General features: G+C 48.3%; 23 protein-coding genes and 2 pseudogenes. 12 read left to right on the forward strand and 13 right to left on the reverse strand.

The features are described 5' to 3' along the window. Positions 1 to 149 precede the first annotated feature (149 nt). Both CX664_RS13200 and CX664_RS13205 read left to right on the forward strand, forming a co-directional pair. On the forward strand, positions 150 to 746 hold the full coding sequence (locus tag CX664_RS13200; RefSeq protein WP_101747191.1) for a hypothetical protein: 597 nt from the start codon (positions 150 to 152) through the stop codon (positions 744 to 746). Next, positions 743 to 1,927, forward strand: a complete 1,185-nt coding sequence (locus CX664_RS13205) for an iron-containing alcohol dehydrogenase (protein ID WP_101747192.1) — start codon at positions 743 to 745, stop codon at positions 1,925 to 1,927. The genes CX664_RS13200 and CX664_RS13205 overlap by 4 nt, the downstream gene beginning before the upstream one ends. On the opposite strand, the gene CX664_RS13210 is transcribed toward CX664_RS13205, so the two are convergent. From CX664_RS13210 to CX664_RS27785, 5 genes are all read right to left on the reverse strand, one after another. Beyond that, the gene (locus CX664_RS13210; protein WP_101747193.1) at positions 1,916 to 2,902 is read right to left on the reverse strand and encodes a Wadjet anti-phage system protein JetD domain-containing protein; all 987 of its coding nucleotides are present in this window, start codon (positions 2,900 to 2,902) and stop codon (positions 1,916 to 1,918) included. The genes CX664_RS13205 and CX664_RS13210 overlap by 12 nt on opposite strands. Further along, a complete protein-coding gene (gene mukB, locus CX664_RS13215; RefSeq protein WP_101747194.1) occupies positions 2,899 to 7,323 on the reverse strand; it encodes a chromosome partition protein MukB in 4,425 nt (1,474 codons plus the stop codon). Before mukB ends, CX664_RS13210 begins: the two co-directional genes overlap by 4 nt. Then, on the reverse strand, positions 7,320 to 8,096 hold the full coding sequence (locus CX664_RS13220; protein ID WP_163369328.1) for a chromosome partition protein MukE: 777 nt from the start codon (positions 8,094 to 8,096) through the stop codon (positions 7,320 to 7,322). The genes mukB and CX664_RS13220 overlap by 4 nt, the downstream gene beginning before the upstream one ends. Continuing rightward, a complete protein-coding gene (locus tag CX664_RS13225) occupies positions 8,086 to 9,450 on the reverse strand; it encodes a hypothetical protein (RefSeq protein WP_101747196.1) in 1,365 nt (454 codons plus the stop codon). Before CX664_RS13225 ends, CX664_RS13220 begins: the two co-directional genes overlap by 11 nt. 212 nt (positions 9,451 to 9,662) lie before the next feature. Then, positions 9,663 to 9,794, reverse strand: coding sequence for a hypothetical protein (locus tag CX664_RS27785; RefSeq protein WP_276328486.1), 132 nt, complete (start codon positions 9,792 to 9,794; stop codon positions 9,663 to 9,665). Between the two features lie 41 nt (positions 9,795 to 9,835). On the opposite strand from CX664_RS27785, the gene CX664_RS26390 reads away from it, so the two are divergent. From CX664_RS26390 to CX664_RS13255, 5 genes are all read left to right on the forward strand, one after another. Then, complete coding sequence (locus CX664_RS26390; RefSeq protein ID WP_180966489.1) at positions 9,836 to 10,159, forward strand: hypothetical protein; 324 nt, start codon at positions 9,836 to 9,838, stop codon at positions 10,157 to 10,159. A gap of 397 nt (positions 10,160 to 10,556) precedes the next feature. Beyond that, positions 10,557 to 10,889 carry an ArsR/SmtB family transcription factor gene (locus tag CX664_RS13240; RefSeq protein ID WP_101747207.1) on the forward strand — a complete coding sequence of 111 codons (333 nt, stop codon included), beginning with the start codon at positions 10,557 to 10,559 and terminating at the stop codon, positions 10,887 to 10,889. Positions 10,890 to 11,006: 117 nt separating this feature from the next. Then, positions 11,007 to 12,038: an ACR3 family arsenite efflux transporter gene (gene arsB / locus CX664_RS13245; protein ID WP_101747198.1), complete on the forward strand. Its 1,032-nt coding sequence runs from the start codon at positions 11,007 to 11,009 to the stop codon at positions 12,036 to 12,038. A 490-nt stretch (positions 12,039 to 12,528) separates the two neighbouring features. Continuing rightward, a complete protein-coding gene (locus tag CX664_RS13250) occupies positions 12,529 to 13,626 on the forward strand; it encodes a permease (RefSeq protein ID WP_420810358.1) in 1,098 nt (365 codons plus the stop codon). 170 nt (positions 13,627 to 13,796) lie between these two features. Beyond that, positions 13,797 to 14,876 carry a hypothetical protein gene (locus CX664_RS13255; RefSeq protein ID WP_101747199.1) on the forward strand — a complete coding sequence of 360 codons (1,080 nt, stop codon included), beginning with the start codon at positions 13,797 to 13,799 and terminating at the stop codon, positions 14,874 to 14,876. 192 nt (positions 14,877 to 15,068) lie between these two features. Here CX664_RS13255 and CX664_RS13265 read toward each other — a convergent pair whose 3' ends face one another. Next, entirely contained in the window at positions 15,069 to 15,347 is a 279-nt protein-coding gene (locus tag CX664_RS13265) for a hypothetical protein (protein ID WP_101747200.1), read from the reverse strand. 111 nt (positions 15,348 to 15,458) lie between these two features. Here CX664_RS13265 and CX664_RS27455 point away from each other — a divergent pair, with 111 nt between their 5' ends. Beyond that, the gene (locus CX664_RS27455; RefSeq protein WP_241693512.1) at positions 15,459 to 15,707 is read left to right on the forward strand and encodes a hypothetical protein; all 249 of its coding nucleotides are present in this window, start codon (positions 15,459 to 15,461) and stop codon (positions 15,705 to 15,707) included. A gap of 432 nt (positions 15,708 to 16,139) precedes the next feature. Here the strand turns inward: CX664_RS27455 and CX664_RS13275 are convergent, their stop codons facing one another. Further along, entirely contained in the window at positions 16,140 to 16,721 is a 582-nt protein-coding gene (locus CX664_RS13275) for a phage integrase N-terminal SAM-like domain-containing protein (RefSeq protein WP_101747201.1), read from the reverse strand. 356 nt (positions 16,722 to 17,077) lie between these two features. Between CX664_RS13275 and CX664_RS25715 the strand changes: the two genes are divergently transcribed. The 3 genes from CX664_RS25715 (at position 17,078) to CX664_RS13285 (ending at position 18,587) form a co-directional block, all read left to right on the forward strand. Beyond that, positions 17,078 to 17,380, forward strand: coding sequence for a hypothetical protein (locus tag CX664_RS25715; protein ID WP_145999996.1), 303 nt, complete (start codon positions 17,078 to 17,080; stop codon positions 17,378 to 17,380). Positions 17,381 to 17,467: 87 nt separating this feature from the next. Next, positions 17,468 to 17,824 (forward strand): hypothetical protein, encoded by a 357-nt coding sequence (locus tag CX664_RS13280; protein WP_101747202.1) that lies wholly within the window; start codon positions 17,468 to 17,470, stop codon positions 17,822 to 17,824. 136 nt (positions 17,825 to 17,960) lie between these two features. Then, entirely contained in the window at positions 17,961 to 18,587 is a 627-nt protein-coding gene (locus CX664_RS13285; RefSeq protein ID WP_101747203.1) for an invasion associated locus B family protein, read from the forward strand. Between the two features lie 293 nt (positions 18,588 to 18,880). On the opposite strand, the pseudogene CX664_RS28150 reads toward CX664_RS13285, so the two are convergent. From CX664_RS28150 to CX664_RS13305, 6 genes and pseudogenes are all read right to left on the reverse strand, one after another. Continuing rightward, positions 18,881 to 19,079 (reverse strand): annotated as a pseudogene (locus tag CX664_RS28150) (IS91 family transposase); the annotation flags it as partial. A 209-nt stretch (positions 19,080 to 19,288) separates the two neighbouring features. After that, positions 19,289 to 19,618, reverse strand: a complete 330-nt coding sequence (locus CX664_RS27460) for a hypothetical protein (protein WP_244910661.1) — start codon at positions 19,616 to 19,618, stop codon at positions 19,289 to 19,291. Then, entirely contained in the window at positions 19,557 to 19,889 is a 333-nt protein-coding gene (locus CX664_RS27465) for a hypothetical protein (protein WP_244910662.1), read from the reverse strand. Before CX664_RS27465 ends, CX664_RS27460 begins: the two co-directional genes overlap by 62 nt. 18 nt (positions 19,890 to 19,907) lie before the next feature. Then, a complete protein-coding gene (locus CX664_RS27045) occupies positions 19,908 to 20,276 on the reverse strand; it encodes a transposase (protein ID WP_219622185.1) in 369 nt (122 codons plus the stop codon). Positions 20,277 to 20,766: 490 nt separating this feature from the next. Next, positions 20,767 to 21,815, reverse strand: a pseudogene (locus CX664_RS28155) (IS91 family transposase). After that, the gene (locus tag CX664_RS13305; protein WP_101747206.1) at positions 21,812 to 22,714 is read right to left on the reverse strand and encodes a site-specific integrase; all 903 of its coding nucleotides are present in this window, start codon (positions 22,712 to 22,714) and stop codon (positions 21,812 to 21,814) included. The pseudogene CX664_RS28155 and the gene CX664_RS13305 overlap by 4 nt, the downstream one beginning before the upstream one ends. A 77-nt stretch (positions 22,715 to 22,791) precedes the next feature. Between CX664_RS13305 and CX664_RS13310 the strand changes: the two genes are divergently transcribed. Then, complete coding sequence (locus tag CX664_RS13310; protein WP_219622186.1) at positions 22,792 to 23,571, forward strand: SH3 domain-containing protein; 780 nt, start codon at positions 22,792 to 22,794, stop codon at positions 23,569 to 23,571. The last annotated feature ends 329 nt before the right edge of the window (positions 23,572 to 23,900 follow it).

A 23,900-nucleotide genomic window follows, 5' to 3' on the forward strand; every position in this document is an offset into this window, starting at 1 on the left:
GGGGTCTCCCCATGTGAGAGTAGGTCATCGCCAGGCACCCAACAGAAAAGCCCAGTTGAACAATCAACTGGGTTTTTTTATGTGTTAAATCTATTTCATTGTCCTGAATAACACTCCCTATATAGCCGACCATCTTCTGATTGTGGATAATGTCACCCGGAAATAACAACAATAATTATTGCCCGGCGGTTCGCTGGCAGGAGCTTCAGGTGACCCCATCCCTTCCCGTTATCTGGCGCATAAAGCGTTTGTATGTCCGTTTTATGCTGGCTTTTATTGGTCATGGGCTGGCCAGGGCCTGTCGGACTGACCAGCTGATTCAGCAGGAAATCGAATCATTGCCCGATGGTTTTACCTTTTCCATGAGTGTTATGTCCCGTGGCCCGTGTTTGTATATGAAGAAAAGTGACGGGCGAATAAAACCGGGTCGTAAAAGCAGTGAAACCAAGTCCGATGTGGATATTCAATTCAAACACCTCGCCCATGCTTTTAGTACGCTCTCTTTTCAGGAAGGCACAACCGATGCCTTTGCCAGGGAGCGAATGGTGGTTGATGGTGACCTTTCTGCCTCCATGAAACTGGTTCGCTGCTTTGAGCGACTCGAAGTGATCACACTACCCCGGTTTATAGGCCGGAAAATCATGCGTCATTACCCGGAGATTTCCATAAAGGAAAAGCTGGAGGGGGCATTTCAAATCTATCTGGGCGTGTTTGCCGGTTTTGTTATGGGGGTATTTGTGAGATGAACCGCAGCTATTTTGAATTCTTTAATCCGGTCAAAATCGTTTCAGGCAATGAAGCCCTGGAGCATATACCCTATGAACTGGCCAGCCTTGGGGTAAAGAAGCCATTGATTATTACCGATGGCGGGGTGCTCAACGCCGGTTTAATTGAGCCCGTCAAGCAGGCTCTGGTGGTTGACGGGGTTCTGATGGCGGGTGTCTATAGTGATGTACCGCCAGACTCATCAACCAGTGTCGTATCTGCCATCACCCGGTTTTATCGTGAGCATGGTGCGGATGGCATTATTGCCATTGGTGGTGGGTCGGTGATTGATACATCAAAGGCGGTCAATATTCTCGTGTCTGAAGGTGGCGATGATCTTCTGGCTTACAGCGGTTCTGGTGCGCTGACTAAACGACTAAAGCCGTTATTTATTCTGCCAACGACGGCGGGTACCGGTTCAGAAGTGACCAAAGTTGCGGTTATTCGCGATGATGCAACGGGTCGTAAAGTGCCTTATAGCTCTTCATTTCTGATGCCTGATGTGGCGGTTCTTGATCCACGGATGACCCTGACACTGCCACCGCCTATCACCGCTGCCACCGCCATGGATGCCATGACCCATGCCATTGAAGCGTTTCTGGGGACGGCCAAGAATCCGATCAGTGATGCCTATGCCGTTGCAGCGATCAAAGGCATACGGGAAAACCTGCTTCGGGTGCTTGCCACACCTGATAGCCAGAATCTCCGATTGAAGCTGGCAGAATCAGCCACCATGGCGGGCATTGCCTTTTCCAACTCCATGGTTGGGCTGGTACATGCCATCGGGCACTCGCTTGGGGCGATAACCCATCTTCCCCACGGCGTCTGCATGAGTCTGATGTTGCCTTATGTTCTGGAATACAACCTGCCCCGGTGTGAACAGGCGATCGGTGAGCTGCTGCTTCCCCTGGCCGGTGCCGATTTTTACAGCAAAGTACCCGAAGAGCGGCGGGCGGCTGAAACTATTATCTATATTCGCGCCATGCAGGATGAGCTCTTTGAGCAAACAGGGCTGCCAAGAACATTGTCAGAAAGTGGCAAGGTGCATGAGTCTCAACTGGAAGACATTGCTCGTATGAGTATCGACGATGGTGCACTGCTCTATAACCGGGTCGATGCCAGTTATGAGCAGGTACTGGGGCTGTTGAAGTCAGCCTGGTAGGTCACTATCAAAAAGACGTCGGATCTCATCCAACAGGCGGGAGTCCAGTACGATGGCCTCCTGCTCCATCCATTTTGCATCATCGGCAAGCGAATTGATAAAGGGGTGTTGTGCGTACTTTCTGGATTGAGGACAGATATCTTTCCGCCAGGCAATTTTCCCCTGTTTTATTCCCAGCTTGAAATGGGGCTGATAGTCGTTCCACCAGTCAGGAATTAATAGCTTCAGAGGTTTATTCTGAGCTCGGGCCAGTGATGCGGCAATATCAAGTCCCTTCTGATCCAGGTCGCCAAAGTGGCACCATTGGTAGTCCGGAAAAAACGACAGAAGCTTTAACGCCAGCTTTTGATTATTTCCCGGAACGAAGAGAGCAATAACATTTTCCGGTAAGGGCAGATGTTGCCAGGCACCGGCATTTTCCACCGTGATGATATTTATTGGCGCTTCACACTGTATACTTTGCAGCTTGCCCAGTGCAGTTTCATTGATGATGACTGCATCTGAAAAGGCCATGTCATCCCGGCAATTAATAATCCTTCCAGCAAAATGCAGCTGACATTCCATTCGGGTGCGGAGTTGAATCAGTTCGCTGTCTCTTGTTGATATCCCAGGCGGTGTTGACGCCTGTTTCTTGGAGTGATCGCCCCAAATAGCATTAACTACACGGCTATGGATATGCCCTGGTAACGGTGATATCAGATGTTGGGTGAGAAATGCTTCCCTTGTTTCACCCTGCTCCAGTGACGTTTGCCAGTTGTTGCCGAACTGCCTTTCCATATACTCCAGAAAACTCTGGCGGTCATGGGCGGTTCTCAGGGCAAAATCATTGTTTCTTTGGCGAAAGCTACACTGCTCGACCCAGCCCACCTTTATGAGGTGTGTCAGAAAGGCCGACATTTGCCGACCTTTCTGACGATAGCTGTCTGCTAACAAGTCTAAAGCAATCGGTATGGCATCCTCTGGCTGGAATGTCACGATTCAGCCCCCTGGGGCAGCCTGCCTTTTACGCCAGAGAAAATAACATGCTCGTAAGGTTCCATCAGGCGCACCATCCGATAAGTAATGCCATTTTTGGGCAGCACATTATCCGGCGCACCAACCAGCAGTTGCAGGGATTGATGGTCACAGAGCTCTTCCAGAGTGGCCAGTGCCCTGGCATCAAGCCGTGCCGCTTCATCCAGAAATAACAGACGACTGGCGGCGTGTCCTTTGCCATCGCGGTTATTGGTAGCGACTTCCCATGAATGCAGCACCATGGTAAGAATGGCCAGACCGGTGCCAATGGCTTCACCGGTGGAAAGGTTGGTTGGGTTGGCTGGTTCATACTGACTGCTGCCAGCCCGCTGAATCAGAATATTCAGGCGAATGTACTCACGATAATCCAGCAGTTTATCACCAACAATGGTACCCCCGGTTTCCTTCTTAAAGAGGTATTCCAGAGCCGCCTCCACCGTGATATCGGGTTTGCGGAACAGGTCTGCGTAAAATTCCTGCTGCAAGGCATCCAGTATTTTCTGGAAACTGTCGATCACTTCCAGCTCAATTTTGATCGCCCGAATAGTGCCAAAATGCACACTGGACAGGGCAGCGTTCAACAGATGAATCTGTTTACGCTCTTTGTTGATCTTGCGCTGAATGTTCTGCCCGAGGCTGTCCGATTCGGCGAGGAAGCGCTTCTCAGCGTCTTTTAACAGAGTTTCCAGACGAGTCAGCCGCTCTTCCAGCAACTCCAGGTTTTGCCTTGGGTCATCCGATTGATACAACGTTTTATCCATGCGCTGGGCAAGATACGTTTGTGAATCAATAAAGCATTGGAACAGTGCTGGCAAATCCGTGCTGCTGCTTTTCTCTATTTGTTGATAAAGACTGTCCTGGCCATTTTTCTGTTCATTCTCGAGAGCCTTTGCCAATGCGACCCTGGCCGTCGCCAAACCGTCACGTAACACGTCACTGTCCTGATTCAGCAGGTGATGAATATGCAGCCGATGTCGTAACCCGGACTGTTCTGCCTGTTGCACAATCCGTTCATGGCTGGTGGTGGCGTGTTGCGCTTTTGGTTCCAGCTGATGAATATCCGCTATGGTATCACTGAGTCGCTCCTCGACTTTTTTCCGTTCTGCTGCAACAGTACTTTGTGCGATGTTTTGCTGTTTGATTTCCTGAATAAGTTCAGATTTTTCTGCCTTGATGCTGGTTAACTGTGCAGCACACTCTTCCTTCAGACCCACTTTCCAGGTCAGGGGGATATCAGAAATTTGTCGTTTGAGCTCTGATTGCTGATGACTATTTTGACTCAGGAGAGCATTGATAGAGTGGATGCTTTTCTCAAGTGAGTGGCACTGCTCACGAAGTTGTGTCGCATACTTGTTTTGCTGTTGTTCCTGCTGTTGCTTAGTCTCGTACTCATTCCTGAGTTGATTTTGCAGATTCTCTTTTTCTTCCTGCCGCGCCACAGACTCTGCAAAGCGCAGATTAGGGGCTTTGTCCATGGCCGACGTCAGAAGGTCTTTCTGCTGGTGGTAATGGCTTAACTGCTGCTTCAGCTGTTCCAGTTCTGCTCGCAGGGCATCCAGATTCTCTACCGGTGGCTGCTGAATATAGAAGCGATGCTCATTGAGTTGCCGAATCGTCTGCTGATGTTTATCCGTCCAGGCTTTAGCGTCAGTGGCACTTTGCAGTTGCTCATGGAGAGCCTCTAATGATTGACGATCGGGGTCGTCATTCAATAGCCAGGCACTGGTTTGCCACTGTTCAAGACAACGAACAACACTATTCAGACTGGTTTTCTGCTGCTCGGCATCGGCCAGATCAACCGTCAGTGATTCGACCTGGGCTTCCAGCCGCTCCAGTTGCCCGGTAAGCTCATTAACCGGCGGCTCCTGAACACCAAGCCACTGGCTTTTGGCGGACAGCTGATCGAGAAGTTGCTGGCATTTCTCCAACTGTCGTTTGCCAATGGCCAGTTCCTGCAGCTGATCCAGCAGCTGTTCTTCCTGCTGCCGCAGTCTTTCCTGCTCTTTCTCCCGGGCCAGTCGGCCAATGGTCGGGAACTCAGGTTCCCGGCTTAAACGGGCAACATTGCTGGCGATTTCTACCAGGACACTGCCGTCTTCTTTCTGCTCAAGGGGGGTATGGAGATACTCTTCTTCCGAAAAAGACGCTCCCGGTGTGCCACCCAGTAGCCAGACATGATCCGGGCGATCGCTTTCTTCGCGGATAATGGCGGCAGCTTTGCTGATGTCCCGAACCTGGATGGCGTGGCGTAACGGGCCAAACTTGGCCTCCAGCCAGGCCGCCTCTTCCAGGGAGATATCATCGTTATCAAAATAGTCACTGATCACCACTCCGCCGGTCATCTCCGCCAGCTTTTGCAGTTGTTGCAGCTCTTTTGATGCCTTGATTTCCAGCTGGGCCATGCGGGAGCGCAGCTCTTCCAGATGCTTGCCAAGCTGCACATTGGCCTGCAGGTTTTCCTGCTGTTCCTGGCTGATTTGCTGGCGCAGGGTGATAAAGTCATTGTGGCTTTCCATCAGTGCAGCCGGGCGGATGGCTTGAATCGCCTGACCCAGTCTGCGAGCATCCAGCCAGTGAATATTATCCTGACGGGCCTGGGTGAGGCTGCCCTGGATTTGTACCATTGTCTGTCTGGATTGCTGGATTTGTCCGCCAAGGGTATCTATTTTCTGTTGCTGGAATTGTTGCTCATGAGTGGCGGTGTTCAGGCTGGTGTTCCAGCTGGCTTCATCCTGAATCCGGTTGCGCCATTCTTCGGGAAGCATCGCAACGGCCTGTTGCAGCTTCTTCAGTTGCTCTTCTTCTTTCTGGCGCTGTTGCTGCTGTCTGATCAATACCGGTATCTGTGTAGCCAGTGTTGTTTGTTGTTCATGGTGATGTCGCCAGTGGTCGCTGCGGCTGGCTGCCTGTTTCAGGTCAATATCGGTATCACCAAACGTCGCCAGCAGAGACAGGGTTGCCTCGAAATGCCCGCGAATGGTTTCCGCCTCATCCAGTAGTGGCTTCTGGCTGTAATAGCGGCCGGAAACGTCCTTTTCAGCCTGCCGCAACGTTCCCATTAACGGGGTGAGTGCGTCTGCTGCCAGGTCTGGCTGGTTAAAGCTGTCACGCACTTCATTCAACGCCCTGAGGGCGGCAAGGTATAATCCGGCTTTTCGGGCTTCTTCAGAATAGGCCTGCTCGACACTGGTCAGCTGTTTTACCAGTTGTGCAATATCATCTTGCAGGCGCTTAAGCTCAGCGGACTCTTCTTCATACTGCCTTCCCAGTAATGCGTTCTGTTCGCTCAGCTCTTCCAGCTGCTGGTTATGGTTGCTCTGTTCATTCTCCAGTCTTTGCAGATCGGTATGCAGTCGTTCAAGGTTTTTGGCATGATCCAGACGCTCGTCAGCGTCTTCTTCACGGCTTGCCAGTTCACTGTCCAGGGTATCCAGGGTCAGTAATCGTGCTTCAATGGCTGACAGCTGTTGTTTTTTGGTTTCCAGCTCCAGTTGTGCCTGATGCTCTTGCTGACGTTTATCTTTCAGCTCAGCCTGAAGTTTGGCCTGTTGTTTTTCTGACCATGCCAGAACATGTTCGCCAAGGGCATAGCTGGACTCCAGAATCTCCCGAATGACCTTCCGGTCACTTCGGGTGCTTTCTATCTGGCGACGGGTTCGCTGGGTCTGTTGCAAGGCACTTTGCATGGAGCCAATGGATTGGCGTACCTGATCATCCGCTGGCAGCAGATAATCCCTCAGTCCTTTTTGCAGCTCTGATGACAAGCCGCCGTAGAGGCTGGTTTCCAGCATGCGGTAATAACGCTGGCGATCCTGGCTGTTTTCCATTCGGCGGGGAATAATCCGCTGCTCGAACTGCCAGTTCATATACTGGGCGGTGGTGTTGAAGCTTTGCAGTTCACCGCCCATCATGGAGACCTGATTTCTCAGGGCCTTACCATCCAGAGGTTCGTATAAGCCATTTTCACCGGGCACCGGCCTCATCACCAGATCACGCACCGGAACATCATCATCGACACCGGTAATGGCAAACAGTTTCAGCTCGACTTTTGGCTGGCTCAGGCGACGAATCTGGACACCCGCTATTGCCCGCCTGCCGTCGTAAAGTTCGTAATCCACCAGGCTGTAACAGGTACCGGCACTGATGCGTCCCCAGATACCATTATCACTGCGATCCTGTCCGCTGTCGGAATTGTTACGCAGGCGAACCAGACGATTGTCGGGTACCCGGTTAATCAGCAAGGCTCCCATAATGGTGGTCTTACCGGCACCGTTATGGCCGATGAGGTTGCTCATTAATGGGTGCATGTCCAGAGTCTTGAAGAAGACACCCCGGAAGTTAACCAGGGTCAGGCTGCGGATCTGGGTTCTTTTCTGGCTCATGCTTCCTGCTCTTGTTCAAGGGCCTGTTCAGATATAACGGTGTCGTCTTCACCGTGACGCTTTTCTTGTGGAGCGTTTTCCGGATTATCTTCCGGATCAGAAGTTTCCTGCATCACAGGTTCTTCATCGTCATTCAGGCTGATATAACCGTCACGAACCAGCTGCGCCATGGCTGCCCTGGCGGCTTCTGGTGACGAAGCCGTTGAGCGAACAGGATCAATAAATCGCAGCAACGGTGCCTGGGTCTGCAGACGGCTGGCCTGGTTGCCTTCCAGCCTTACCATGCCCAGCCTGGCCAGCTGCCGGATGGCCTTACGCAGGGTTTCCATGGCTTTTTCACGGTCTGCCTGGGTCTCGATTTTTTTTCGTTCCAGCAGTTGGCAAAGGTATTCATTGTCCAGCAGCAGTCGCAGCCGCTCGTAGATTGCATCGGCGGATATCCAGCCACTGCCTTCCAGTTGCTCGGGATCGAGATGGAACATGGCCAGCACCTGACCAACGACCATGGTCAGTTCATCCAGTTTTCTGGCACGAATCAGGCTTTTACCGGCAGTGCCGGGGCGGAGGTAGTAATACGCTTCCGGTGTCTGAACAAGGTCAATACCATACCGGAGGTAGTGTTCGACCAGCAGGGAAAAACCGTCCTGGATAATATTGAAAATCCGGTGGTGGCGAGCGTCGATATGTTCACCCCGACGCAGCCGGGTATCCAGTTCCGGGAAGCATTCATCATTGATCAGATCGGCGATCTGCTGGTAGGGGTTATCGGTCAACAATTGGTTTCTCTCTTTCCAGGCGGAGTGTGTTAGGGGTCAGACTCAGGCGTTCCACGTAAAACTCGGGAGCGATGGCCGGGAGAGCCGCATGCCACTGATGATCTGCAATGTTCTGCCGGTTTTGCTGGTGGCCCATTTCAGTCAGGGCGCTGAACAGCCAGCCTGCGACCATGTTCAGTTTTTCCATAGGCCATTGGCTGGCCAGCTGTTCCAGTGCCCGTTCGTAGGATGGCAGTATTCCGGACTGTTGCTCTTGCCTGACCAGCCATTCCTTAACCTGCTGCTTCAGGGCATCAAAGTCTTCGATGGCCGTCAGCTCACCTTCATCATGGATTACCCGTGCCAGATTTTCTTTCGCTCGGGGTGGTTCAATATCCCGCAATCGGGCCAGCGGTTCTTCGTTGGCGTAGCGCAGATACCAGGGCAATGCCTGATAACTTCGGATGCCTTCCCGCACCCGCTCCATCAATGCCTTGCGCTCATCCATGGTGACAAACTGACGCAGGTATTGATGGACCCGGTGGTGGAAACCTTCCCAATGGTTCATGCGTTCGCTACTCCAGTGCTCGATACGGTCAAGATGTTGCTCCAGCCGGATAACACTGTTGATGGCATCGTGTCGACTGGCCTGTTCGCAATAGCGGGAAATGGCGTCCAGCAGTGAGCGAAGTTCGTGGCACGAGGCCAATAGCAGTTGCTGTAAATCCTGCAGATGATTCTGGGTGCTGGTCAGCAACTGTTCGCACTGGCTGATGCTGTTTTGCCAGTCCTGCTTCAGCAGTTCCACCACTTCTTTGCGGGTGTTGATGGCATCTTGGTCCAGCTGACGCTGACGATGATCAATGGAGGTGACCAGCTGGTTGACGGTAATGTTCAGTGGCGCTTCTACCTGAAGCTTCCAGAACGGTTCGTTGCCCCCCTGTTCCGCAGAATCCCTGATCTCTCTCAGGTGCGTGGCAACCGTCATAAACAGGGTACTCAGTGCTTCTTTTGACGCTTCCATACCGACACACACGGAATCGACAATCTGTTCAGACAGCGGTGTGATCAGATAAGCGTGATGTCGATGCCCACCGCCTTCCAGGCAGATCAACAGATGTTGCTGAAGGAGACGGCGGATCACCTCATTACAGCGTTTTGAAGAATCCTCACTGCTATCGTCCAGTCGTGCTTTTTCCACGTTTTGGAATACCACATGCAGCTCTTCTTCACTGAATTCCGGTTGTGATTCCGTTTCTTTCCAATAGCGCAGTGCTGCCAGGTAGGCGAGATCAGCAGGTTGCAGTTTAAGGCTGATACCCTGAGTCAGGATGGTGCTGATCAGTGACGGGATGTTTTTTGATGCTGGCAATCACTACTCCATCAGCCATAAGGTGCTGTATTGGGGGAACGTGGGGCGGAACCCTGTTATAGCTCAGAATTTAAGCCAGATTTATTATGAGAAAAACTGGTAATAGCGTAAAGCAATAAACTGATTACGCTTTGATGTCGGTCGGTTCACAAGCGAGCCGACCTGTGTGGAGAGACTTTTTACGGGCTTGGCAACAACCTCCCTATCTGCGTTCAGAGAACATAGTGCTTCTGCAAATACTCAAGATGTACGGGCAGGGTTAAGGCATTTGGTCGAATAGATTGAACCAGTGTTTTTACATCGTTCCATTGCATGCCACTTTCCAGTAGCAGTACTGCAGCCATCAGCCCTGTACGTCCAGAGCCGCCTTTACAGTGAATGGCGATTGCGCAAGTTGTTCTTTGATACTGTTCTTTATCGTGTTTGTATCGATATTTCGATATTGAAATTGGCCTGTTTTGATAGGGTCTATCGAAATAATCTTGCATTATCCCGATGGCTGGCGGGTTTAAAGAAATTGGAACAGGAACGGCTGATCGAAAGCTGCCACCGTAAAACCAAAAACGGGGGTAACACCAGTAAAATCTACCGAATGCTGTTCGAGCCTTTTGTGTTCAAGCGTATCAGGGAAGAACAATACAACTGCTTCGGTCAGCGGATCGATGACCCACGAATGTCTGACACTTCCTGGGCAGAAGGCTTAGAGTAAGGCAAACATAACAACCGCATTCACGGGACTTCGCCCGTGATGCAAGAGGGTGAATTTCGGGCGGTATATTAACCCGGATATTTCATAAACGTGCTCCCGACCTCGCTTGTCTTTTGTTGCTCTAAGGGAGTTTTGCTCAGTCGACCGTACTCCCCGTTACAGCGCTCCCTCTCAAAATCCCTTAGAGCGCAAAGTCCTCGGCTTTGGCATCCTGCATCGCCCTATCTCCCACATCCATGTAGTCGTGCGCGAGATTCGGGGCAGTTTATGAAATATCCGGGTTAACAGGTGTATTGTTGTCGTATTTTTATTTTTTTGTTATGGGTACTTGCAAGGAGAAAAATACAGGCGTATCGTTCATCGTGATTTAACGATTAATGTGTAAGTGGGTGGCGTAATGACGGATTGCCTGCAAAGTCTCGCTGACTTTCAATTTAACGAGTCTGAAGAGAAGGAGTTGGCCGCTTATGCCAAAGCCATTGGGCATCCGGCACGGGTCAGGCTGTTACGGATACTGGCGGGGCGGGTGTGTCTGGGTTCTGATTTGGTGGGGCAGCTTGGTCTTGCTCAGTCCACGGTTTCAGAACATCTTCGCATTCTGCGGGAGGCCGGACTGGTGCATGCCGAGGTAAAGCACCCCAAAACCTGCTTCAGCCTTCGTCCGGAAGCCATCCAACGGGTTCAGCAGTTACTGGCGGATATTGATGGCGTTTTCACCCGCTCCAGCTAATACGAATTGGTTGGCCTCGTTCCCATGTTCAACGTGGGAACAAGGAAAGAATGTTGATTTTTTTGGTGTTTTATTATCGTTTTTCGACGATTGTCGATATTGGTAGAGGTTCAAATCATGGGTATTTTTGAACGTTATTTAAGTGTCTGGGTGGCTCTGGCCATGGTGGCAGGGCTGGTCGGTGGAACACTCTTTCCATCACTGTTTGCCACCCTGGGAGGCTGGGAATACGCCAGCATTAATTTTGTGATTGCAGTGCTGATCTGGCTGATGATCTATCCGATGATGATGCAGATCGATTTTACTGCGGTAAAAAACATCCATCGTCGTCCAAAAGGCCTGATTGTCACGCTGACCGTCAACTGGTTGATTAAGCCATTTACCATGGCACTTCTGGCGATCCTGTTTATTCGCTATTTCTTCGGTAGCTTTACTGGCTTTATTTCTCCCGAGCTGGGTGATGAATACATTGCCGGCATGATCCTGTTGGGCGTTGCGCCCTGCACCGCTATGGTCTTTGTCTGGAGTCAGCTGACCCGAGGTGATGCCAATTACACCCTGGTTCAGGTGGCGGTGAATGATCTGGTGATGGTGGTGGCTTTTGCGCCGATTGCTGCGTTTCTGCTGGGGGTTACCGATGTGATCGTACCCTGGAGTACGCTGTTTGTTTCCGTCGTATTATTTATCGTTATTCCGTTACTGGCCGGGCTGATCACCCGAAAAGTTCTGCGCTCTGAACAGGCGTTACAGACCTTTGGTCACCGGGTGAAACCGTTGTCAGTGCTCGGTTTGATTCTGACCGTGGTGCTGCTGTTTGGTTTTCAGGCCCCCCGTATCCTGGCCAACCCAGTGGATATTGTACTGATCGCCATTCCATTGATTATTCAGACAGTACTTATTTTCGCCATTGCTTACTACTGGATGTACAAGTGGAAAGAACCACACAGTGTTGCTGCCCCCGGTGGGATGATTGGTGCCTCTAACTTCTTTGAGCTGACAGTGGCGGTCGCGATCAGCCTGTTTGGTCTGAGCTCCGGAGCTGCACTGGCGACAGTGGTCGGTGTATTGGTTGAAGTGCCGATCATGCTGGCGCTGGTGGCTTACGCCAATCGTACCCGCGATCGTTTTCCGGTTGCGCACGCAGGTTAATTATCTTCCCGTTGACTCGACTACCGACAGGTTTCGGTAGTCATCCTGAAAATATAAAGAGATAAGGGCAAAATGATGTCGTCTATTACCGCCAGCCACAGTGACGTCATGTATCTGCTTCCGTGGCAGGAAGGTGGGCTGCATTAATTAATAACCGGGGCCATCGCAGAAATATGGCGGTGGCTCCAGCCTTGCACGGCCAACCCCAAAGCCCATTTGAAACCATTTCAATCCTCCCATCGGTATTCCAGTGTTATATCGATACCCGGTTAAGCCCATTCCTCCATAAAGGTCAGTATAAATATTTCTATAATTTTAGAATAATAGTTGAAGCTATTTTTTTATTCACCTAATATACGCCCACCAACAAGCTGCATGCTGATGATCGCATAAGAGGAAGCGGACACTGATCTTGTATTCATAACCGATCAGGCAGATCAGCAAGAGGATTTTTTTAAATATACATTTCTATTTTTCTGGAACTATTGATATGAGCATGCAACAGCAGATAACCGATGCTATCGAGCCAGTCATAAAACCGGCACTGGAATCCAGCATGGGCGCTGATATGGCCCGGAATCTGGTGGATACACTGGGTACCTTTATCTTTCTGGCCGGTGAACTGACCATTCTGTTCCTGATTGTCAGCTTTATTATTGGTGTGATCCTGGAATATATGCCAGCAGAGAAAATTCAGAAGATACTCGGTTCCAAGGGTGGCAAAGGTTATGTTTCCGCAGGTCTTCTGGGAGCGCTGACACCCTTCTGCAGCTGCTCTACCATTCCGATGTTGACCGGTCTTCTGAAAGCCAGGGCAGGGTTTGGCCCGACCATTACCTTCCTGTTCACCTCGCCACTGATGAACCCGATTATTGTCGGTCTGTTGCTGGCAACCTTTGGTATGAAGGTGACGGTCATTTACTTCGCCATTGCCCTGACCGTTTCCGTAGCCGGTGGTTACATTCTGGAGAAAATGGGCTTTGAACGTTTTGTGCGCAAAGACGTGGTCTATGGTGAAACCGCAGCGGCCAGTTGCTGTGGCAGCAAACCTGCGCCCAAGACCAGCTGTTGCGATACCGCGCCATCTGTGAATAAAAACAGCAGCTGTTGTGATGCCAAACCAGCTCCGGTGACGTCTACTGGTTGTGCAACCGCCTGTGGCGACAGCAAGCCCAAAAGTGATGATCGCTGGGGCCGTATCTGGGGTGAAACCTGGAGCCAGTTCAAGCAGATCTTCCCGATCCTGATGCTGGGTGTGGGTATTGGTGCCTTTACTTATGGGTTTATTCCTGCGGACTTTATTGCCCAGTATGCAGGTCCGGACAACCCGCTGGCGATTCCATTTGCCGCAGTTATTGGTGTACCCCTGTATATTCGGGCTGAAGCGGTGATTCCCCTGGCGTCTGCCCTGGCAGCTAAAGGCATGGGAATAGGGGCTCTGATGGCGTTGATTATCGGCAGTGCCGGAGCCAGCCTGACAGAAGTCATTCTGCTTAAGAGCCTGTTCCGTAACCCGATGATTGTTGCCTTCCTGGTGGTGATTTTCACCATGGCGATCTCTGCGGGTCTGGTTATGACCATTATCTGACACTTGTTGAATATTCCCCCAGCTGCCGGTCTTTCCTGAGAATATCAAGATGAAGGCGGCCAGTCTGGGGGTGTCGCCCCTCATTACCTTAAAGCACGTGCTAAAAAAGGCAGGAGCATTGTCGAAGATACTCTCTGACCGGATTTTTCAGAATTCACAGGGGATTTACCATGCCTTCTTTGCCTTCCAGGGATCAAGTGTGTCAGACGCTTCAAAACCTTGCCAATACAGGGGGCATTGATCAGCCAGTCCGCCTAAGTGGCAGTCATCAACTGAAAACAGATTCGCCAAAAGTTAACTGGATGAGCCGCAAGGTCCAATCATTAACGCCTCAGAAAACAGTCTCTAGCGAAGGTCAGCAGAGACAAAAAGCGGTTGATTTGATCAAGGAATATTCTAATAAATCATTGAGTGCAAGAGAAATCACTGTAGGACAAGCCTTGCTGTTACTTCAGTCGCCAGCATCAGATAAAGAATTTATTGAATGTGTGAATTCAGACCAGTTAAAGCTTGATACAGATATCGGTAAAATAATTTTCAACGATTATCTGGAACAAAAAATATCAAACCAATCTGAACATTCGGTTGACCCTCTTGGCAAAGTCAATCGCTTGATTGAAGAAATACCTGACTCCTCTGAAGCCGCGAGAACTCTGGCTGATCAGTGGTTGATAAGTCAGAAAATGAAACTTTTGGACAATACCCCTGCGTGTGAAAAAGTGGTGCAGGAAGCTCTGAGCACACCAGATTCCAGTGTGGGCAAGCCTTCATTTGACAACCAGAAGTACTTTCAGCATATAAGACAGGTTTTACCTGACTATTTGCAAAGGGTAGAAATGGTGGCAAATTTACCAGCTCCGGAGCTGGAAACATTGAAAAAGACAATGGATGAAAAAGGGGTGCCATCGTCCGATCCGCTCTACCAGACTACGTTGGCCCATATTGCTTCAGCATCAGGGCAAAATCCTGACGTTGCTATCAAAACAACCATAGAAAGTTACCAGGATTATCTGACTCTCATCGAAAACGAGAAACAAGCAGTAAGCCAGTCATTAGAAGAAGACCGGCTTGAACTCAAAAAGTTTGAAGAAGAAAAAGCGACAATGAGTAATGAGGACATACAGGAGTCTTTATGGGTAGGCCATACTGGTATTCGTATTGCCAGTAATGAAAATAGATTGCAAGTACTCAATGAATGGAGTGATTTAATGAAAGTAGAGCTGAAACGCTTAAACTCAGAATCGCTTTGAGTTCTCCCATGCATTTTCCTGCCAACCCAGCCAGGCCCTGAAGTCGGTATCCATTGCCGTGCATAAGGGACAGGTGACGAGCGTTATGGGGCGCAATAGTGTTGACGAAACCACCAATGCAGTTACTGGTCGGGCAACCCTTGCTTGTGGGTCAGCGTAGCTGTCCCTACGAAGCATCTGTTAGGTGACGTGTTAGCTGATAGGAAAGCGTTGACGAATGAGAAGTTCTAGTCGGTCTATTTTTTCATCGGTACGCTTAAAACCTGCAAGCATGGCTTCAGCCAAAGCAGAAACATCGGCTTTAACACCCGCAAGCTCACGATCTTGTTGAGCAAACCGTGTACGCATCTCCTGTCGTGTCGCCAGTATCTCCTGATGGGTATCACCAGTGATTTTGATGAGATTACGAACTGCACTGTCCAGCGAATCAAAATGGGATTCAAGTTTCTCCACTCTGGCTTCCAATGACATACTGCATACCATTACGTTTATTGTTTGAGACATGAGCATAGCAAACAATAAAGACTGGCACAGAGACACCTAACACCCGCCTCTGGCACAATCCTGTGGCAGGGCAGGGATATGGCCAGCAGCCCTGCTCACTCAAGGTCAAGGAACGGTGTCGTTTATGCTCCCCAGGGGCGGCAGATTTTTCCTTTATTGACGGTGCCGGAAAACCCGAAAACCGGTTTTGCCTGTCTGCCCCGGGCAAAGCGGCGCATTGATCCGGAAATCTTTGATCTCTTTCCCGCGTTGCAACAGATGCGCCATCGTCGGGGTGGCGACTTGTCCGGTGGTCAGCAACAGCAGCTGGCCACCGGACGCTGGTAACCCGACCAGAGCTGTTGATTCTGGATTAGCCAACGGAGGGGATTGAACCGGGCGTTATCAAGGATATTCAGTCGGTCATTGGTCTGGTCCGTGACCGGGGTGAGACGGCTATTCTGCTGGTTGAGCCGTTCTTTGAGTTTGCCAGGCAGATACTGAACCAAGGCGAGGTTGCCCTGGCAGGAACCGGCGACGCCATGGATGAAGTTGCCGTTCGTCGTTTAATTACTGTTTGATAACCGGTAATTGTATTCGGTGTCACCGCTGGTGACCTGATTTAAAAAGGTATTTTGATAAACAGTTCGATGGTAACATTTTACTCCTATACAACTATGGTTAAATTGTCGTGTAAAGTACAACTGCCTTAATACTCAAGGAAATGGCATAGAGGGGCGGTAGCGTGAGTGCTGTTCAGGAATGTTTTATCATTTTTTATCAGCGATCAACCGGGCTTAAAACCGCTTTACCACCGCGATTGAGTACATGGGTCCGTAATGCTACAACAGACGCTTTGGGCAACAGAGTCATTCTGTCTTTACCACTCTTGCCATGGTGAACGGTAATTTCCATGCGCCCAAAATCAACATCCTGAACTCTGAGACGCAGAGCTTCCTTCAGTCGAAGACCGGCACCATACATTAATTGGGCGACTAATAATGGTGTACCTTTGAGATAGGACAAGACAGAGTTGGCTTCAGTCACCGAAAACACAACAGGGAGTTTTTTGGGGCGTTTGGATTTTTGCCAGTCATTGATCGTGAAACTGTCATGCCTCAGCACTTGTTTGTACAAAAAGACCAGGGCACTCAATGCCTGCTGCTGAGTACTGACAGCAACGTGCTTTTTCATCACCAGATAAGTGAGAAAATCACGGACATCATCGCCAGCCAGTAAATCGGGATGACGCATTTTATGAAATTTTATAAAGCGTTTAATCCAGTCCGAGTAGCTGCACTCGGTAGACAGAGAATAACCGGCAGAGCGAATGGCAATTTGAAAGCGTTCTTGTAATCTCATATAAGTCCTGCTTGGTGCTGTATTTTTATACAGTAAAAGCTAGTTCGTATATGCAGAAAATCAACTGAATGGTTAACTTGCTGTTTTGAATGAAAATAAAGCAATCTGTAATCACACGGGTTGCTTGACCGAAAATATACGAATTACAAAATACGAATCAGAAGATATAGCCTTTAAAATGCAGAACGCTGTGTAAGTCACGCTGTATGGGGGTATCGGCTGGTGCGTATAGCGAATCTACAGTATGTTATGCGAAACTGATTCGTGTAAACAACTGTTAGCTGCTGAGCCATTTATCTATCCATGGATTGCATTGGTAGATAAAATAGTAATTTTTTATATTTTGGGGTTGCATCATGAGTATCGCTTTATATCTTTTAGCTGCTATATCGTTTTACTTAATAATCAGCCAAATATTTGAAAAATTAAATTTTTGGTTAGTAATATTTTCCTCACTTTTTCTAGCAAATATTTCTCATGCTATAGGAACTGACAACTCATGTGCATCAGGGTGGATATCAGCTAGTATTGGCAAACGTGGTGCCTGTTCGAGTCATGGAGGGGTAGTGTCAAATATCAATGAGATTGGTATTCTCATGATTGTGGTATTTATAATTTATTTAGGTGTAATTTACTACAAAAAGCACAATGAAGCTTGATAATGTGCAGGTTGTAATTAATCGCCACGTCGCCGGATATGTAGGTATTATTTCTCTAAATACCTAGATGATAATTAAGAGGATTGAATGAATAAAATAACGAACAAAAAGATCGAGAGTTACAGCAAATACCTAAAAGAAAAAAGCCGTCCACCTAGCCGAGGTGGAAATACTAAGGCACTTCACGCACACTACCTTGTTATTGGTGGTGAGACATATAGTTTTCTTGCATTAGGTTCACAGCAGTGGGTATTTAAAACAGACTTAGTTTCCTTTGAGTACGAGATCAAAGGCACTTACAAGAATATTATTGTCGACACACTTACAACAGTTGATAAAAATGGTTGTGAGGTGGTGCGAGGGAATAGAGGTTGTAAACGTAAATTAAGAACAGCAGATGCCAGAATGCCAGTAAGTCGCCGAGAGATTAACAGTTTTAAGTGAATTAACCATCAAATATAAGCTTGTCCGGAACTTCTCACAAGAGCGCAGCTAACAAGTGCATGGTGCGGACAAGCCGCACACGCAGGCGTTATGTGGCTCAATCAGCATCCATCAAACATTCCATGGAGACAAAGGAATGAAATTTTTACGTTGTCTATTAATTATTCTATTATTCTCTAGTCAAATTACTATTGCAGGCGACTTTAATTGGCTGAACTTTTCTACAGTTAATTCGACTGGAAAATGGGCTTATGTGAAAGAGCAGCGTGAAAACGGTTATGGCGCTGGGTACTCTATTTGGAATGCCGTAAGAGTTGGGACAACTGAGAAAAATGACAATATGACTTTTTTCTCACTTCAAAAGTTGAATTGTGATGATTACGAGTATGTTATTGATATATTGATTGCCACTAATAAAGGTGAGGGAGCAGCCGCTTATATTGGATATCCTGGCTGGTTTGATGTGGACGGTAAAAAAGTTTCAAAGTTCATTTATGCATCTGAAAGGTATAACCATAAAGATGGTGCAATGAAAGATAACATTACTGTCTTGAGAATAGAGATGAAAACATCTCAAAAAGAATTAATTAGTGCTCTCAAAAAAGGAACAGACTTAAATGCGAACATGATAATCGCTAAAGATGAAACTGTGGAGTTAAAGTTTTCCCTTCAAGGGGCAACCAAAGCTTTAAACAACTATACAGAACAGTGTCTTGCTATCAAAAATAAAAACAAAAGTAGAAAAGCTTCAAAACTAATGTAGCAAATTGTCACTAATCATTAACCGCCACATAACGAATAAGGATAGATTGCGCCCAGCCGCAATCTTATCCTGTTGTTGCACAAGCCCGGGTTGATTTCTGGCGAGGAAGGTCTATTGAAGTTTACTTTTCTGGCGGATCTTGAATCAGAGCGTTTTTTCAGAACGCTATTTATTCAGGATGAGTGTCTCCCGACCACTGCATTACGGTAGTCCGGCGTATGTCATATCTGTCTGGCTGAGCTTACATTTTCTCCCTGTTTGTGAATGGCGGTGCTTGTTGCTATATCAATAACTCAGGTCGGTTTCAGGAAACTGAATGCAATGTGTTTCATGAGCTCACCGCAACGCCTGCATGTGAATTGCGGACGAATCAGGGGGTTCTACTGCTTTGACCACGACGTTTAAAACCAGCTGCACCAGTGATAATTGTTTTTTGGCGTTGCTGTGTAAAAATCCATAATCCCGCGATCGTCGAAATCGCCTGGGTAATAAAAAGGACACCCATTTTTAAAAAAGTGAAGAGAGTACGTCATTTATTCATTTTTTAAATGATAGTATTGATCATTGTAAGAATTTCTCATTCATACCAAACAGGAAGCGTATAAAAAGCAATCAGCAACAGCCAGATAGAAGACACTATCAAGACAATATAAGAAAGCAATATAAGAAAGAGCATTCTGAAAATTCTGGCCACATTAAAGTCAATGAAAATACGTTGATAAGGCAGGATAGAGAGCACTACTCACAGACATCCCATGAACCCAGCATTTTCCGGTGCTTTCTGCATAAGCCTTCAGTGAAGCCAGCTTGCCGACTGCGCGGTGAAAACGATTATTCCACCGCATAGTCTCCAACCATTCTTTTGGGTCAATACCCAAGCGCTCCAGGATAGGCGGTACATCGTCAGTTATACGACCACGTTTGCCTCTGCGGACAATTCGGCCAGACCAGTCAACCAGTTTAAAGTAGCTACTGAGTGGGTATGGAATCGCCTGTTCCGGATTTTGACCCTGAGCTTTTAACGGTTTCAAGTGTGCCTCTTTGTTTTTTTTCGTTTCCGCTGTCGTATGACTCAATGCGCTCTTTAATAGAGGTATGTTCTGAGGTTTCCAGCGTTGTGGCAATTTTTGCCCGGATGGGGTTTAAGTCAACATAGGCCATGCAAGTCAGCAATGCTGCCTCATCTAACAGGGCCTGACTTTTGTAACGACCTTCCCAAAAGCGCCCTTTGCACTCATCCTCTTTATTGGCCAGCCGGGCTAAATATTCGTTTAGACAGCGCATGAACCAGCTGATATCCATTAAGCGACCTCGGTACTCCTAGGCATATTCTTCGACACGCAGCAGCTCTGCTTTGCCCAGCTGATCGCCGACAAGAAAACGCTGAACCAGGTGCGGGCCTGAAAAAAGCTGCGTCCAGCGTTGTAAGACTTCTTTGGTGTCCCATTTTTTGGCTTGCTGACTATTGATATGAAGCACCACATGATAATGATTCGACATCACCGCATAAGCACAGACTTCCAGGGCAAAAATACCGGAAAGCGCTTTCAACCGATCAACCACCCACTGCCTGCGATGCTCAAAGTTTTTGCCTGAGAAATTATCTTTGCCGCACAGGAAAGCCCTGCGAACGCAGCGGTAGTAGGGCGTACTGGCTGGATCTATGAGGTTTTTTCGGGCGGTCGTCATGTCATTTTTTTTGGTTACTGGGTAGATTTCCTTTATGCCCTTAAGAGGCTTCAGAAGAAAAATAGACAGTGTGGCCGATTAGTCAAATTTTTGGGTGTCCTTATTTTCTCTTCCTTATTTTCTCTTCTTGCGCCCACGGGCCACCTTTTATTTTGACTTCACTCCCGCAGAACGGGCAGTCTTTTAATTCAATATCCATTGTTGCTAGTCTCTGCCAGTCAGCGTTTAACGAATAAGGATAGATTGCGCCCAGCCGCAATCTTATCCTGTTGTTGCACAAGCCCGGGTTGAATTCTGGTAAGGAAGGTCTATTGAAGTTTAATTTTCTGGCGGATCTTGAATCAGAACGTTTCTGCTGAACGCTATTTATTCAGGATGAGTGTCTCCAGACCACTGCATTACAGTAGTCTTGGGTATGTCGGATTTGTCTGGCTGAGCTTACACTTCCTCCCTGCTTGTGAATGGCGGTGTTTGTTGCTGTAGCAATAACTCAGGTCGGTTTCAGGAAACTGAACGCAATGTGTTTCATAGACTCACCGCAACGCCTGCATGTGAATTTCGGGCGGATGACGGGTTCTACTGCTTTGACCATCACATTTAAAACCAGTTGCACCAGTGATAATTGTTTTTTTGCGTTGCTGTGTAAAAAACCATAATCCCGCGATCGTCGAAATCGCCTGGGTAATACATGTTTCAGTACCAGCCACAGGAAGTCTTCTCCTGGCAGAGTTCGCGTCTCTTTTTTACCGGTTTCACTGTTGAGGTAAGAAAAGGTCACCTTTCCCTGTTCGCTGGTCAGGATGTTGTTGTCACTGATCACTCCCCGGTACAGATACCGGGATAGATATTCCAGTGCAGGCAATCCTTTGCCCACCCGTTTGCAATTGACGACCCACTCTTTGGGCAGGCTGGTTTTCAGGTTAAGTGATAGCAGTTCCTGTTCGTCCAGGGCTCGAAGGAGTTTGGCCCGAAAGACGTTGGCCAGATTCTTGCCATTGAAAAGATAGTTACCTTTGAGTTTGCGCCACTCTTTTCGTCGGGTATTGATACCGCCACCGGGCACGAGTGTATATGGGGATGGTAATCCAGTCGACGGCTATGAGTGTGCAGGACGCCGGTTATTCCCAGCTCGGCATCCAGTTTTTTTGAATTGCTGCCGAACTCTTTCAGGGTATCTGCCGCCGTTCTGAACAGTAAATCATACACCTGTCGTTGATGATTCCACGCAAGGGCTCGCAGTTGCGCTGGCAAGGTGAAGGTCACCATAAAGTATTCAACGGGCAGCAGTTTCTGTCGTTGCCGTTGCAGCCATTCGCTGGTATCGGTGTTCTGGCAGCGGTTGCAGTGGCGATGCCCGCAGGACATGGGCCTTTGATCCCGTATCCCGCAACTGTTGCACTCCAGCAAGGTCATACCGGCTGCCGGTGTTCGGCAGTGTTGTATCGCTTGCAGTGCTTTGATATGGCCAGGTAGAAGACGTTGACTGTATTTTTCCAGAAACCGGTCACCGTATTGTGCTGCTATATCGGAAAGCTTCATTGATTATCTCCTTTCAGCTTGAGTTCATTGATCAAATGATTCATCACTTTCCTGGTGTTGAGTTGGGCGGTTTCTGTTAACTGGGTATAGATAGCGGTGGTTTTTGGGCACATGTGCCCGAGCAGCGTCTGAATAGCCCTGAGACTTAAACCCTGCTCAAGAAGGTGCGTAGCAAAGCTGTGTCGTAAGCTGTGAGGGCTGACCTTTTTATTAATCCTGCACTCTTCAACCAGCTGTCTCATGGCTTTCTGGGTGCAGGAATGACTCATGGGCTGAGTCGCCTGGTGCCGTTGCTGTGCACTTTGGCCTTCAGGAAAAAGAAACTTCGGGTTTCGGTGAGTGGCCCAATAGCGGCGCAGGGCCTTGAGTGTTCGATTGGGAAGATCAACATAGCGATCCTTGCCGCCTTTGCAGTTGCGCAAATGGACTCTCATGAGTTCGGAATCAATGTCAGCAATGGTCAGGTTAAGACCTTCGGCCAGCCTTAAGCCCATGCTGTAAAGCGTTAACAGAATGGTGTAATAGCGCAGTTTCCGTGCAGTATTGAGCAGTCGTTCGATCTCTGCAGGCGTCAGGATAACGGGCAGTCGCTTGACGGTCGGTGGTTTGATGATTTCGACAAAGTCCCAGTGTTTGCCCAGAACATGTTTCCAGAAAAACTGCAGACCATTACGATCGGTTTTGACCGTGCTCCAGGAATGGCTTTCCACCAGGGCGGCAAAATAGGTTTTTAAATCATCAGGGCTGAGTTTGTCAGGACAGCGGTCAAAGAAGGCTGCCAGCCGTCGCAGCGGCCTGCTGTAAAGATCAATGGTTGATTTTCTTTTGCCCTGCAGTTTCAAGGTGGTGAGGTGTTTTTGATACAGTTTGTCAAACCGGATTTGCTCAGAACGTTCCATGTTGCTTGCTTCCTTATATAAGCCGTACCGGAGTGGTGCGGGTATTAGGAAGTATTGGCAATGGTGAGGGGGCTGGGATGAACGGTTTTTTTGCCGCGTTAGCGGCTTGGTTCAACAAGAGCATCCAGCGGACGGCGCTAGACGCGCCCCCGCTTATGCAGGTGTTATGCGCCACCATATCAAAACTTATAAGTATGAAAAAAAGAACAGTAATAAAAAGGCATAAGAGTAACTACCCAAGCCCGATTTCATTTATGGCCGGAGAGGTAGTTTCTGTCGGAAAATACGATGAAGAATATCCGGGATGGGTTTGGATAACAAAAACAGATGGGAATGAAGGTTGGGCTCCAGTACAGTTTTTAGAAATTGATTCTAATAAAGGAGTGGCAACTGAAAACTATAATGCTGTGGAACTGAACACTTCTGTTGGTGAAACTTTGCTAATAGAACAAGAGCTGAATGAGTGGGGTTGGGCGAAAAATAGTTTAGGCTCTTTTGGTTGGGTTCCATTAGAGACACTGAACATATGTGAATCTGAGAATATTTACTGTGTCATTTATAAGTTTATTCCCGTTGAAGGTAGAGAAAAAGATTTCGAAGAGTCGTGGTTAGCAATAACGAAAAATATCTTCAATAACTGTGGTTCGCTTGGTTCAAGGCTTCATAAATCAGAAGATGGTAGCTATTTTGCTTATGCACAATGGCCCAGTAAAAAAGCTTGGGAAAAGTTGGCGACTTTTGATCAAACCAAACACCGGATGTATAGCTTATTCTCAGCGTCAAGAGAAAAGTCTGAAATCATTTTTCATGGCTACGTCAGGAAAGATTTTTTGAAACATTCAACACCAGGCGCATAACGAATAAGGATAGATTGCGCCCAGCCGCAATCTATCCTTTTGTTGCACAAGCCCGGGTTGATTTCTGGCGAGGAAGGTCTATTGAAATTTACTTTTCTGGCGGATCTTGAATCAGAGCGTTTTTTCAGAACGCTATTTATTCAGTATGAGTGTCTCTCGACCACTGCATTACGGTAGTCTGGGGTATGTCATATCTGTCTGGCTGAGCTTACTTTTTCTCCCTGTTTGTGAATGGCGGTATTTGTTGCTGTGGCAACTCAGGTCGGTTTCAGGAAACTGAACGCAATGTGCCAGCTATTCCCGACGATTACACGACAATATCCATAGCA

It is taken from the genome of Endozoicomonas acroporae, from assembly GCF_002864045.1.
Taxonomy (GTDB): Bacteria; Pseudomonadota; Gammaproteobacteria; order Pseudomonadales; family Endozoicomonadaceae; genus Endozoicomonas; species Endozoicomonas acroporae.

What these genes read in the sequence shown, in the direction of transcription:
- CX664_RS25715 (WP_145999996.1), top strand. Translation starts at nt 17,078, where the DNA reads ATGAGTATCGCTTTATATCTTTTAGCTGCTATATCGTTTTACTTAATA.
- mukB (WP_101747194.1), bottom strand. Translation starts at nt 7,323, where the DNA reads ATGAGCCAGAAAAGAACCCAGATCCGCAGCCTGACCCTGGTTAACTTC.
- CX664_RS13285 (WP_101747203.1), top strand. Translation starts at nt 17,961, where the DNA reads ATGAAATTTTTACGTTGTCTATTAATTATTCTATTATTCTCTAGTCAA.
- CX664_RS13250 (WP_420810358.1), top strand. Translation starts at nt 12,529, where the DNA reads ATGAGCATGCAACAGCAGATAACCGATGCTATCGAGCCAGTCATAAAA.
- CX664_RS13275 (WP_101747201.1), bottom strand. Translation starts at nt 16,721, where the DNA reads ATGAGATTACAAGAACGCTTTCAAATTGCCATTCGCTCTGCCGGTTAT.
- CX664_RS13255 (WP_101747199.1), top strand. Translation starts at nt 13,797, where the DNA reads ATGCCTTCTTTGCCTTCCAGGGATCAAGTGTGTCAGACGCTTCAAAAC.
- CX664_RS27045 (WP_219622185.1), bottom strand. Translation starts at nt 20,276, where the DNA reads ATGACGACCGCCCGAAAAAACCTCATAGATCCAGCCAGTACGCCCTAC.
- CX664_RS13240 (WP_101747207.1), top strand. Translation starts at nt 10,557, where the DNA reads ATGACGGATTGCCTGCAAAGTCTCGCTGACTTTCAATTTAACGAGTCT.
- CX664_RS27465 (WP_244910662.1), bottom strand. Translation starts at nt 19,889, where the DNA reads ATGGATATCAGCTGGTTCATGCGCTGTCTAAACGAATATTTAGCCCGG.
- CX664_RS13200 (WP_101747191.1), top strand. Translation starts at nt 150, where the DNA reads ATGTCACCCGGAAATAACAACAATAATTATTGCCCGGCGGTTCGCTGG.
- CX664_RS13310 (WP_219622186.1), top strand. Translation starts at nt 22,792, where the DNA reads ATGAACGGTTTTTTTGCCGCGTTAGCGGCTTGGTTCAACAAGAGCATC.
- arsB (WP_101747198.1), top strand. Translation starts at nt 11,007, where the DNA reads ATGGGTATTTTTGAACGTTATTTAAGTGTCTGGGTGGCTCTGGCCATG.
- CX664_RS13265 (WP_101747200.1), bottom strand. Translation starts at nt 15,347, where the DNA reads ATGTCATTGGAAGCCAGAGTGGAGAAACTTGAATCCCATTTTGATTCG.
- CX664_RS27785 (WP_276328486.1), bottom strand. Translation starts at nt 9,794, where the DNA reads ATGGCTGCAGTACTGCTACTGGAAAGTGGCATGCAATGGAACGATGTA.
- CX664_RS13205 (WP_101747192.1), top strand. Translation starts at nt 743, where the DNA reads ATGAACCGCAGCTATTTTGAATTCTTTAATCCGGTCAAAATCGTTTCA.
- CX664_RS13280 (WP_101747202.1), top strand. Translation starts at nt 17,468, where the DNA reads ATGAATAAAATAACGAACAAAAAGATCGAGAGTTACAGCAAATACCTA.
- CX664_RS13305 (WP_101747206.1), bottom strand. Translation starts at nt 22,714, where the DNA reads ATGGAACGTTCTGAGCAAATCCGGTTTGACAAACTGTATCAAAAACAC.
- CX664_RS27455 (WP_241693512.1), top strand. Translation starts at nt 15,459, where the DNA reads ATGGCCAGCAGCCCTGCTCACTCAAGGTCAAGGAACGGTGTCGTTTAT.